The 11,109-nt window shown below is 64.0% G+C and carries 14 protein-coding genes; 7 read left to right on the plus strand and 7 right to left on the minus strand.

Annotated features, from left to right (window positions below; translation table 11 throughout):
* Positions 1–1,074, plus strand: a 1,074-nt coding sequence (locus ACESL8_RS11770; RefSeq protein WP_372919075.1) for an AMP-binding protein, incomplete at its 5' end; no start/stop codon positions are given.
* An 84-nt stretch (positions 1,075–1,158) separates the two neighbouring features.
* Here ACESL8_RS11770 and ACESL8_RS11775 read toward each other — a convergent pair.
* Complete coding sequence (locus ACESL8_RS11775; RefSeq protein ID WP_372919077.1) at positions 1,159–1,755, minus strand: class I SAM-dependent methyltransferase; 597 nt, start codon at positions 1,753–1,755, stop codon at positions 1,159–1,161.
* Positions 1,756–1,962: 207 nt separating this feature from the next.
* On the minus strand, positions 1,963–2,223 hold the full coding sequence (locus ACESL8_RS11780; RefSeq protein ID WP_372919079.1) for a hypothetical protein: 261 nt from the start codon (positions 2,221–2,223) through the stop codon (positions 1,963–1,965).
* A 191-nt stretch (positions 2,224–2,414) separates the two neighbouring features.
* Here ACESL8_RS11780 and ACESL8_RS11785 point away from each other — a divergent pair, with 191 nt between their 5' ends.
* The 3 genes from ACESL8_RS11785 (at position 2,415) to ACESL8_RS11795 (ending at position 3,945) form a co-directional block, all read left to right on the plus strand.
* Complete coding sequence (locus ACESL8_RS11785) at positions 2,415–2,573, plus strand: hypothetical protein (protein WP_372919081.1); 159 nt, start codon at positions 2,415–2,417, stop codon at positions 2,571–2,573.
* A gap of 53 nt (positions 2,574–2,626) precedes the next feature.
* Positions 2,627–2,767, plus strand: coding sequence for a hypothetical protein (locus ACESL8_RS11790; RefSeq protein ID WP_372919083.1), 141 nt, complete (start codon positions 2,627–2,629; stop codon positions 2,765–2,767).
* 65 nt (positions 2,768–2,832) lie between these two features.
* The gene (locus ACESL8_RS11795; RefSeq protein ID WP_372919085.1) at positions 2,833–3,945 is read left to right on the plus strand and encodes a patatin-like phospholipase family protein; all 1,113 of its coding nucleotides are present in this window, start codon (positions 2,833–2,835) and stop codon (positions 3,943–3,945) included.
* A 21-nt stretch (positions 3,946–3,966) separates the two neighbouring features.
* Here the strand turns inward: ACESL8_RS11795 and ACESL8_RS11800 are convergent, their stop codons facing one another.
* The 3 genes from ACESL8_RS11800 to moaB form a co-directional block, all read right to left on the minus strand.
* Positions 3,967–4,356, minus strand: coding sequence for a DUF3224 domain-containing protein (locus tag ACESL8_RS11800; RefSeq protein WP_372919087.1), 390 nt, complete (start codon positions 4,354–4,356; stop codon positions 3,967–3,969).
* A 136-nt stretch (positions 4,357–4,492) separates the two neighbouring features.
* Positions 4,493–4,945 (minus strand): hypothetical protein, encoded by a 453-nt coding sequence (locus ACESL8_RS11805; RefSeq protein ID WP_372919089.1) that lies wholly within the window; start codon positions 4,943–4,945, stop codon positions 4,493–4,495.
* Positions 4,946–4,948: 3 nt separating this feature from the next.
* Positions 4,949–5,476, minus strand: coding sequence for a molybdenum cofactor biosynthesis protein B (gene moaB / locus ACESL8_RS11810; protein WP_372919091.1), 528 nt, complete (start codon positions 5,474–5,476; stop codon positions 4,949–4,951).
* A 33-nt stretch (positions 5,477–5,509) separates the two neighbouring features.
* Here moaB and ACESL8_RS11815 point away from each other — a divergent pair, with 33 nt between their 5' ends.
* Positions 5,510–5,638, plus strand: coding sequence for a hypothetical protein (locus ACESL8_RS11815; protein WP_372919093.1), 129 nt, complete (start codon positions 5,510–5,512; stop codon positions 5,636–5,638).
* A 105-nt stretch (positions 5,639–5,743) separates the two neighbouring features.
* On the opposite strand, the gene ACESL8_RS11820 is transcribed toward ACESL8_RS11815, so the two are convergent.
* Both ACESL8_RS11820 and ACESL8_RS11825 read right to left on the minus strand, forming a co-directional pair.
* Positions 5,744–7,672, minus strand: coding sequence for a lytic transglycosylase domain-containing protein (locus ACESL8_RS11820; protein ID WP_372919095.1), 1,929 nt, complete (start codon positions 7,670–7,672; stop codon positions 5,744–5,746).
* On the minus strand, positions 7,669–8,454 hold the full coding sequence (locus ACESL8_RS11825) for a uracil-DNA glycosylase family protein (RefSeq protein ID WP_372919097.1): 786 nt from the start codon (positions 8,452–8,454) through the stop codon (positions 7,669–7,671). Before ACESL8_RS11825 ends, ACESL8_RS11820 begins: the two co-directional genes overlap by 4 nt.
* A gap of 114 nt (positions 8,455–8,568) precedes the next feature.
* On the opposite strand from ACESL8_RS11825, the gene ACESL8_RS11830 reads away from it, so the two are divergent.
* Together ACESL8_RS11830 and ACESL8_RS11835 are read left to right on the plus strand one after the other, a co-directional pair.
* Positions 8,569–10,218, plus strand: a complete 1,650-nt coding sequence (locus ACESL8_RS11830) for an electron transfer flavoprotein-ubiquinone oxidoreductase (protein ID WP_372919099.1) — start codon at positions 8,569–8,571, stop codon at positions 10,216–10,218.
* A gap of 294 nt (positions 10,219–10,512) precedes the next feature.
* Entirely contained in the window at positions 10,513–11,079 is a 567-nt protein-coding gene (locus ACESL8_RS11835) for a hypothetical protein (RefSeq protein ID WP_372919101.1), read from the plus strand.
* The last annotated feature ends 30 nt before the right edge of the window (positions 11,080–11,109 follow it).

Here is an 11,109-nt window from a genome sequence, read left to right on the forward strand (position 1 = left end):
ACCAGTGGCACCACTGGTAATCCCAAGGGCGTGCAATACAGCCACCGGTCCAATGTGCTGCACGCCATGTCCGCAGCAGCTACCGATACTTTCGGGATGAGCGCGCGGACCACGGTGTTACCGATCGCGCCCATGTATCACGCCAATGCCTGGTCCATTCCCTATACAGCCGCGCTGGCCGGCGCGAAGCTGGTCATGGGCGGGCCTAATTTTGATCCGCCCACGCTGCACAAACTGATCATCGAGGAAGAGGTGGACCTGGCGCTGGCCGTACCGACCATTTGGCTGGGCATGATGCAATATCTTGATAAAACTGGCCAAACCCTTGGAAAATTGAACAGAACGGCCATTGGCGGCTCGGCCGTGCCGCGCGCCATGATCGAAGCCTATGACAAGCTTGGCGTGCAGGTTTTGCAACTGTGGGGAATGACGGAGATGTCGCCGCTCGGCACAGTTGGCGTTGGAATTCCAGAAACAGATGCAATGAGTTATGACAAACAGCTTGATATTCGTATCAAGCAGGGTCGCGGCATCTTCGGAGTCGAGATGAAGATCGTTGATGACGATGGCGCGGAAAAGTCACGTGACGGTATCGCCTTTGGCCGGTTGCTGGTGCGCGGACCGTGGACGGTGGGCAGCTATTTCAAGGGTGACGGCTCATCCGTTTTCGATTCCGATGGCTGGTTTGACACAGGCGACGTCGCTACGCTGGATCCGCTCGGCTACATGCAGATTGTTGACCGCGCCAAGGACGTCATCAAGTCCGGCGGCGAGTGGGTGTCATCGATTGATCTGGAAAATGTCGCCGTTGGCGCTCCTGGCGTGGCGGAAGCTTGCGTGATCGGTGTCCACCATCCCAAATGGGACGAGCGCCCGTTGCTGTTGGTGGTGCCCAAGGACGGCGCGGAGGTGACAAAGGATGGCGTGCTGGCCTACCTGGATGGCAAGATCGCCAAGTGGTGGACCCCCGACGACGTCATCGTTGTCGCCAGCCTGCCGCATACTGCTACTGGCAAGCTGCTCAAAGTGGCACTGCGCGAGCAGTATAGAGACTACAAGCTGCCGACGGCCTGATTTAGTGCAGCCGCGCCCGTTTGGCACAGGCGCCCCGTCAGGCGGCACGGTGGCGCGCCCCCAGTGTGTGATAGATCGGGCAGTTCAGGGCCGAGCCTCGAGCACCATGTTGAAGGGGCTTTCGGTGGCGCGGCGGACGTGGCTGAAGCCAGCGCCTGTCAGCACCTCGGTCAGCTTGGCCTCGCCGGCCTGCGCACCGAGCGCTTCCCCGACTTCCTGCACCAGCGCTGTCGGCACGCAAATCATGGTCGAAGCGTTGTAATACAGCCGGCTGACGGGGTTACCGATGGCGCTGGCCGGGGTGTCGCCGGCGATGGGCTCAACCAGCATCCAGCGGCCATCGGGTTTGAGCATGGTTCGGATATGGACGGCACAGCCGCGCGGATCGCCCATATCGTGCAAGCAATCGAACATGGTGACCAGGTCGAAATCACGATCTTGGATGTCCTTGGCGGCCATGGTTTCAAACCGTACCCGGCCTGCCATGCCGTGAGCGGCGCTGTGGGCATTGGCCTGCTTGACGGACGAAGCGTGGAAATCATATCCGATGATCTCGCTTTTAGGGAAAGCCTTGGCCATCAACAGAGTTGAAAAGCCGACGCCACAGCCGATCTCGGCGACGCGTACGCCGCGCTCCAGCGCGGGCACCATCCCGTCGAGCGAAGGCAGCCAAGCATGCACGGTGGCGTTGACATAACCAGGGCGAAAAAACGCACCAGCAGCGCAGAACAGGCAGCCGGCGCTGTCTCCCCAAGTCACGCCCTGCCCGGTTCGGAAAAGCGTCTTCTACCTTGGACTGGCCTTCAACAATGGCGGCAGCCAAATCGAAGGCGCCGGCGAGATAGAACGGGCTGTCTTCGACGGAAAACACCATGGCCTGTTCGGGCGTCAGGAAAAGCTGTGCTGCGCGGGGTCGAGGCTGACATAGCTGTAGGCGACCTGAGCCATCGCCCATTCGCGCACATAACGTTCGTCAAGGCCGGTGTGCTCGGCCAGTGAAGGCGCGGTGAGCGGCCTGGCTTCGGCCGGCGCCTTGAACGATCCAAGCTTGAAGCCGATGCGGACTGTCGGCACGCTGAATGCTCCTCCCAGGTCGCCCAGCATTTTGCCAACCAGAGCGTTGAGCTTGTCCATGTCAGGGTTGACCATAAATCCCCTCCCACTGTTTAAGTGTGCCGGTTTTTAAGTCTGACGGATGCAGGGCGAATCAATTTCACTGGTTCGTTAACAAGATGCACAAATATTCAACTTGCAGGGATATTAATAAATAAAATACCAATGTAATGGCTTTCTGACCCAGCATAATGAATGAATTGTATAATTTATCTTTTTAGAGTAGGGTGTTGGCGGACGGTGGTTACTTTGAAGGTGACTGCACTTCCGCCCTCGCTGTCGATGCCTGGTTCGATACGGGCGATGTCACCACGCTTGATGCGATCGGCTATATGGAGATTGTCGATCGGGCTAAGGATGTGATGCCGCCGGCGTGCGCGGTGTAGTGGAAGCCTGTGTGATCGGTGTACATTGTCCCAATCGAGACGGGCGCCTGCTAATGCTGGCGCCCATGAAAGGCGCGGCGGTGAACCAAGACGGCGTGCCGGCATGGATCGATGGCACGATTGCCAAGTGGTTGACGCTGAACGAAGCGCTGATCGCCCCAACCTGCCGCACACCGCAGCAGGCAAGCAGTTGAAAATTGCTTTGCGCGAGCAATGCAAGAACTGCAAATGTTTGACAGCGTAAAGTAAAGGAATCGTATTGACGCGTTTTTCACTGGTTCTATTTGGTTTCCTGGTTTTGGCTGGCTGTGCCACGCGGCCGAAGCCGTCGGTCTATGACGTGCCCGCACTGGCGCGCATCGCAATTGTTTCGGCGGCCGACGAGAACGGCACGCCGCTGGGTGATCCGCCGCCCGCGAGGCAACTGGGCAAGCGCAATGATGTGCTGCTGCTGTCTGGTGGGGGATCGGTCGGTGCCTTTGGTGCCGGCGTGCTGGTGGGCTGGAGCGAGGCCGGCACACGGCCCCAGTTCGATGTCGTCACCGGCATTTCCACCGGTGCGCTGATGGCGACGCTGGCCTTTCTGGGGCCGGCGCACGATGCGGAATTGGCCCGCGCCTACACGCAGATTACCCAAAAGGATGTGATGAAGCGGCGCGGCATCATCGGCTTTGCCAAGCGCGCATCGCTGTATGATCGCCGCCCGCTGGAACGGATGATCGCGGAAATGGTGACGCAGCAGGTGATTGACGATGTTGCTGCCGAGCATCGCAAGGGTCGCCGGCTGTATGTGGGAACCACCAACCTGGACAATGGCGTGGCGACCGTGTGGGACATGGGGCGCATCGCCGCGTCCGGGGAGGCCAATCGACTGCAGCTTTATCGGCAGGTCCTCGCGGCTTCGTCTGCCATTCCCGGCGTGTTTTCACCGGTGTACATCCGCCAGTCAGGCGGGCCGCCCGCCATGCACGTTGATGGCGGAATCACGCAGGCGATCCTGTTCCGCAGCTACATGATTGATCCGCGCGGCAGCAACGAGCATGTCTGGACGATCGTCAATGGTCATGTGAGCTTTGTGGCAAACACGACGCTGAGTGGTACCAACAGCATCAGCATCATTGGCCGCAGCGTTCTCGAGATGCTGCGCACCATCGCCTTCCGGTCGGTGGAACGAATATACACGATGGCGCGCACCGCCCAGGCCGAATACCATCTCGCCTATCTGCCTGACGAGGTTGAAGAACCCAGCGCCATCAGTTTTGAACCAGCCGCGTTGCGGCGCTTGTTCGAGGCTGGCCGCGCCATCGGTGCCAAAGGGCAATGGCAGGCAGAGCCGCCACGCCTCGAACGCTATCAGCGGTTGCCGCGCTGACGCCCAGCGACTGCGAACGTTTCAGGGTGCGGACGGCAGAGCATAGGTGAGTGTGTAGAAATGCGCGCGGCCTTCGATCCGGATGGTCATGCTGCCGCTGATGCCAGCGAGGGCGCTGCTACCCGATCCGGGAACGATGGCGATGGCCAGTTGCTGGCCGCCTGCTGCCATGGTGCCGCTGTGCTGGAGCGCGAAACCGCCGGCCCGACCGGCCAGTGTGGCTGCCACCACTTCGATGGCGACATAGCCGGCTTCACCCTTGGCGGGATCGCCAGCTGACAACATCAATCCGTTGCTGGTGCCAGCAAGATCGCCAGAAAATTGCTTGGACAACGTCATACGGCTGTAGCCGAGGTCATCGGCTGGCAGCGGCGTGATCGTCACGGCAAAACTGCCTTGCGCTTGATGCATCCTGTTCGTCTCCGTCGCGGATAAGGGAAAGATCAGCAGGGTGACCGCCAGTCCTGAAATTCTCAGCCAATCCACCCCATGCCCCTCATCCCGCTTAAAATCGTAACAGGAACGAGCACGGCAAACCAGCGCTGGCTCAGGCCGCGATATTGCCCAGCGCCCGCGCTTCGCGGGTCAACACTTCGCGTCGCAGGGCCCGGGCATCGGCCAAGGCGTTGTGGGGGTGGGCGCTTATGCTTGCGGTTTCAAAGCCTTGCAGGTTGATTAGGTCGAAGCGCACATGTGGCACCGCGCGCCGGCCTTGGTATACCAGCAGCGCTGCAGCGTGGGCGATATCTTCGGGCCAATCGGCGACCAGCAACGGTTCGGGATCGTCCGCGAGGTATGCGGCAAGGCCCGCCACCACATCGGCTCGGCTTTGCGCTGGGGCGCCCAGTTTCGGCATCACGTGCGCCTCCACCCACCGCAAAGAGCGGTGACAGGGCAGCACGGCATAGAAATCGCCATGACTTTCCGCCTCCGGCACCAGCGCGATGGAGATCAGCGGGCCATCGAAGCCGTTGAATTCACAGTCGAGAAAATAGCGCACGCCTCAGCGTTCCCGCAGACGGGGCAGCAGTTCGACGAAATTGCACGGCCGGTGGCGGGCATCGAGCTGGCTGGCCAGAATGCCGTCCCAGCCGTCCTTTACGGCGCCGGGGGAGCCGGGCAGGCAGAAGATATAGGTGCCGCGCGCCAACCCGGCGCAGGCACGGGACTGGATTGTGGAGGTGCCGATCGTCTGGAAACTGAGCCAGCGGAACAGTTCGCCAAAGCCTGGGATGGGTTTTTCGATAATCTGTTCAAAGGCTTCGGGGGTGACGTCGCGCCCGGTGACACCGGTACCGCCGGTGGTGATGATGACATCCACACCGGGATCATCGATCCACGCGTTCATCTGCACGACCAGCGGCGGCACCTCGTCGCGGATAATGGCGCGAGCGGCGAGGACATGGCCCGCAGTGGTGATGCGGGCAACCAGCGTGTCCCCCGATGTGTCGGTGGCAGCCACGCGCGTGTCGCTCACCGTCGCGGCGGCGATGCGCAGGGGCACGAAGGCGAGCGACTCATCAAGGGGCATGGCGCACGCTACGCTTTCTCGTGCCGGTTTGTCATGGTGGCAGAACGGCGAGTGCGGAACTGCGACGATGGCACGGGTGACCATATTGCCGGGTTGGCTGCCGGCACGGCACCGCCGCTGGACTGGCAGTGCCGGACGTTGGCGGCCGTGTCCGGCGGCTGACGGCGGCTGGCGACACGATTCTGGTCAATCCTGGTGCATGGATTTCGCCCGCTCAACGACCGTCAAAGCAGTCGGCCCAGCATCGCCGGGCGGCAATAATGGCGCCTATTTGCCGCCGGCCACGGCGCGGTCGTCGCTGGGCCAGGCTTCGGGGGTGAAGCTGCCGGGCTGAGGGCGGGGGCGGATCGGCAGCGGATTGCGTTTCACCGCGAGTTCGCCGCCGATGCCGGGCAGGCGCGGCCATAGGCCTTGGGCGATGGCGTCGAGTGAGGCCGGCGCTTGCCCGTCGCGCAGTTCGTATATCCACAAATTGCGCAGCACGATTTCGACATAGTGCCGGGTTTCGCGGTACGGGATGGATTCGATGAACAGCAGCGGATCGCCCTGATCATCGAGCGTGCGGTTCCAGGTTTGCACCGCGCCGGGGCCGGCGTTGTAGGCGGCGATCACTTTGGGCAGCAGGCCGGCGGTAAGGCCCATGCGGCCCAGCACTTCGAGATAGGTCTGGCCGAGTTCGAAATTATACGCCGGATCGGCCATGTCGCCCACCACACTTGCGGCGTCGGGGGTTTCCCTGATGATGCGGCGGTTCACCAGATCGCGGGTGTCGGGCATCAACTGCATCAGGCCCTTGGCGCCGGTGCGGCTGGTGGCGGTGGTGATGAATGCCGATTCCTGCAGGGCGTGGGCAAAGGCCAGGCTGCGCGGCACCCGCCAGCCGCGAAACGGCACCCAATCGGGCGCCGGGTAACGCGCCGACAGCGGCGCCACCAGCCCCAGCGGCGGCTTGGCGGCGAGGCTGTATTGGGTGGCGGGCAGATCGAGCCGGGCCGCCAGCCGCAGGATTGCAGGATAGGCATCGGCCGGAGCGGTGGCGGCAAGGTGGCGCAATTCGCGGTCCGCCAGTCCCAACTGTCCGATTTCAACCAGCGCGGCGGCGCGGCGGGCACCGGCCACGTCTTTGAGGTAATTCCAATCGGCCGTGATGAAATCGGGTTCGCGCCAGTTCAGGCCCTGATCCTGGCCCAGCGTGCGGCGGGCAAGCAGGCCATAGAAACTGGCGACCGAGGTGGCCGCCTGCCCGAGACGCGCCGTGCGATTGGCCTCGACGCCGGCCAGGCCCCAGCTGCGCCCGGCCCAGAAGGCGGCGGCGGCGCGCAGATCCTCGCGGCCCATTTTCACTTGATCAAAGGCTTCGGCGGCATCGCGCCAGCGGCCAAGTCGGAAGGCGGCCAGCCCGGCCGTCCACGCCCCGTCGGATGCACCCTGGCCCAGCCCGGCAGCGGCTTCAAGGCCCATGCGCCACGCGGCGGGATCATCGCCCATCCGGTAATGATTCCACGCGATCCGCGCAGCCATGTCGGCGCGGCCAAAGGGTGACAGCAGCGGCGCCTGCGCCAACCACAACCGCTCTGCCTCGTCATTGCGATCGGCGGCGAGCAGCGGTTTCAGCCGGGCGGTGAATTCGCCATCGGCGGGCGCGGCCTCGGTGCGAAAAACGGGGCTGCTGCCGGAACTGGTCGCCGTGCGGAAGGGGCGGGCTTCGGGCAACAGCGGCAGCGGCGCGGCATCGGCACCGGGCATGGCCTCGGCCAGCCGCGCCACCTTGGGAGACAGCGGCAAATCGGGATTGGCGGTGAGCCACGCCGCAAGTTCCGCGCGCGTGAGCTTGCCGGCCCCGCGCGTCACGATCAACGCGGCACGGGCTGTTTCGCTGAGCAGGCTGGCGGGCAGGGCGGCCAGCGCGTGTTCGGCCGCGGTGAAGCGGCCGGCGTCAAGATCGAGGAAGATCTGGCGAAAGGCGGCGCGTTCGCCTTCGATCAATTGCGGCGGCACCATGCGCTGACGCCGAGTGATTCCGGGTGTGATACCGGTGCGAAAGCCGGTCACCGTCTGCATCTGCTGCGCGGCGGGGGGCGGCAGCGTAATGATCGGCGGCGGGGTGGGCGGAGCGGGGGGCAACAAGGCCGCTGGCACGGTGATGGCCGCTGCCGGGGAGGCGGCCAAAAGCAGCAATAGCACCGCGCGTTTCATGCGATGGCCGCCCGGAACAGTTTCAGATGGGCGAAGGCCTGTTCGCGCAATTCCCGGTTGCCCGTCATGATGCGCGGATGGATCGACGGCAGCAATCGTGCGCCCCGCCAATCGAACCAGCGGCCGCGGCTGCTGCCCAGCCGCGCCTGCGGGCCGGCCAGATCGGCGGCAATCTGGCCAAGCGCCAGCACATGGGTGGGCGGCGCCACTTCGGCCAGCCGTTCCAGCACCGGCGTGAAGCGGGCAATTGCACTGGCGGTGGGTTCGCCGTCGCCGGGCGTGGGCCACGGCAGGCGGCTCACCAGCGCGGCGCGGCTCCAATCGAGATCGATGGCGGCCAGCATGCGGTCGATCGTTTCGCGGTGGGTGGGATCGGCGTCGGGGCGGTCGATCAGCACCCACACCCGGGCTTCGAGCGCGCCATGATACAGCAGCGGCGGCCGGGCGCGGGCATCGGGAAAGCGGCCGAGCAGGGCAAGCAGCGCCGGCGCATCGGAGCACGCGCGGGCCGGGTGATCGCCGGGCGTGGGCGAAACACGCGGGCTTGGCGCATGCGGGGTTAACTTGGGGGTTAACTGAGGGGTAAAGGCGGCCCCTGAGATTGGCGGCGGCGGCGCTGTCGCTGGCAGCGAGGCGGTGATCGCCGGCGCGCGCGGCGGCGGCGCTTCCAGCCAACGGCGCGGCGCTTCCTGCATTGCAGCGTCGGCCCCGGCGCTGACGAGGAAGGCCAGCGCGGCAGCAGGATCGTGGGCGGGGGCGGGGGCGGAAGGGAGCGTCACCATGGCACAAAGCAACACTCTGCCCCGTCTGGTCAAGCCATTGCCGCCGGGCTATCTGTTGATCAATGGCAAGTCTGCGCCAGGGCGATGCGCCCGCGCAAGGATGGGGAAAGATCAGTGAGCGAACGCGAATCCATGCCCTATGACCTGGTGATCGTGGGGGGCGGGCCGGCCGGCCTGTCAGCCGCGATCCGGGCCAAGCAGGAAGCACAGCGGCTGGGTGTGGAACTGGCGGTGTGCGTGCTGGAAAAGGGCAGTGAAATCGGCGCGCATATCCTGTCGGGCGCCGTGGTCGATCCGCGCGCGCTCGATGAATTGCTGCCTGAATGGCGCACGATGGACTCGCCGCTCACCGTTCCGGTCACCGACAACCACCATTGGGTGTTGACCGAGGCAAAGAAATACGAAATCCCGCACGCGTTGTTGCCGCCGTTCATGAACAACAAGGGCTGTTACACGGTGTCGCTGGGCAACCTGACGCGCTGGCTGGCCGGCCAGGCCGAAGCGGCCGGTGTGGAGATTTTCCCGGGATTTGCGGCCGCTGAGGTGTTGTACAACGACGATGGCAGCGTGAAAGGCGTTGCCACCGGCGACATGGGGGTGGCCAAGGACGGTTCCAGGAAAGACAGTTGGACACCCGGACTGGAAATCCATGCCAAATACACGCTGTTAGCCGAAGGTGCGCGCGGGCATCTTTCCAAGCAGATCATCAACGGTTTCAACTTGCGCAAGGATTCCCAGCCGCAGATCTATGGCATCGGCATCAAGGAATTGTGGGACGTAAAGCCTGAAAACCACGCGCCGGGCCGGGTCATCCACAGCCAGGGCTGGCCGCTCAGCGATGCCAACGGCGGCGGTTTCATCTATCATCAGGCCAATGGTCAGGTCGCCTTGGGCTTTTCGGTCTGGCTCAATTACGACAATCCGCATCTGTCGCCGTTCGAGGAATTCCAGCGCTGGAAAACCCACCCGGCGATCCGCGCCATATTGGAAGGTGGACGGCGCGTTTCATATGGCGCGCGCGCGATCAACGATGGCGGCTGGCAGGCGGTGCCGAAACTGGCCTTCCCGGGCGGCGCCTTGATCGGCTGCGCGGCTGGTTTCCTCAACGTGCCGCGCATCAAGGGCAGCCACACGGCGATGAAATCCGGCATGATGGCCGCCGAATGCGCCGTGGCCGCCATCGCGGCCCAGCGCGGCGGCGATGAATTGCTGGAATATGACGCCGCCTACAAGAAAAGTTGGATTTACGAAGAGCTCAAGATGGTGCGCAACGTGTTGCCGGCCGTGGAAAAATTCGGCAATTTTATCGGTACCGCAGTGGGCGGCGTGATGATGTGGTTGGAATATCTTGGCTATGAACTGCCGTTCACCTTCAAGCTGAGTCCCGACAACATCCACATGCGCAAGAAAGACGACGCGCCCCGGATCGTTTATCCCAAGCCGGATGGGGTGTTCAGTTTTGACCGGCTTTCCAGCGTGTTCCTCTCCAACACCAACCACGAGGAAGACCAGCCCTGCCACCTGAAGCTGAAAGATGCGTCGGTGCCGGTGGAGGTGAATTATGCGCTGTATGACGAGCCGGCGCAGCGGTATTGCCCGGCCGGCGTGTATGAAATCGTGGGTTTGGAGGAGGATAAGCCCCGCCTGCAAATCAACGCGCAGAACTGCGTGCATTGCAAGACGTGTGATATCAAGGACATGACGCAGAATATCGAGTGGGTGGTGCCGGAGGGTGGCGGCGGGCCGAATTACCCGAATATGTAATGTGCAGCCGGGCGAGCGAGCGCGCCGCGCGCCGACTCCGGCAAACACGGACGGCGAGCGAAAAGGGCGGCTCTCAAGCCGCCCTTTTTGACTCGTCCGACGGCGTGGCTCGGCCACGCTCTTCCTTAATTCCTTCCTCCCTTAACACCCCACGCGGACTCGGCGGCTCTGCCGCCGGCCGCGCCCCCAAGCACCGGCCTCACAGTTCGCGCCGTGCCTAGGCAAGCTCGGCATGAGCGGGCCTGGTCAACCCCCCCTCGACAATCCCCATCGCCCGCGCCATCTTGCCCTCAGATGCGCGCCGCCCTCACCTTCACCGCCTTGCTGGCGCTTTCCGCCGCAGCGGCCCACGCCGCCAAGCCGGTGCGGCCCAGCGATTCCGCGTTGCACGCCTATGTTACCGGCCGTTACGCCGTGCTTGATAACGAGGTCGGGCTGGCGGCGAGGTTGATGGAGGAAGCCCGCGTTGCCGATCCCACGGCTGCGGGCATCAAGCGGCGCAGTTGGGAACTGGCGCTGGCCAACGGTGATCAGGCCCGCGCCTTTCAGTTGGCGCGCAGCCTGGCGGCGGACGGCGCGGGCGATCCTGACGTGACGATGACGCGGATTGCCGAAGCGGTGGTGCGCAAGGATTGGGCGCTGGCAGCAAGTTTGCGCCAGAAACTGGGCGGGCAGGGCTGGCCGATTGTGGCCGGGCCGGTGATCGATGCGTGGGTGGCCGCAGCGCGCGGGGATACGGCGGCGGCGCTCAATCTGCTCGATCCGCAGCGCCATCAGGGGTTTTTGCGCGCCTATATTGCCGAACAGCGGGCGCATCTGCTGGCCAGCCTGGGGCGCTGGGATGAAGCCGCCGCCGCCTAGCGTCAGGCCCGGGCTGGCGGCGGGCCGGCG

Source organism: Sandarakinorhabdus sp., from assembly GCF_041689835.1.
Lineage (GTDB): Bacteria > Pseudomonadota > Alphaproteobacteria > Sphingomonadales > Sphingomonadaceae > Sandarakinorhabdus.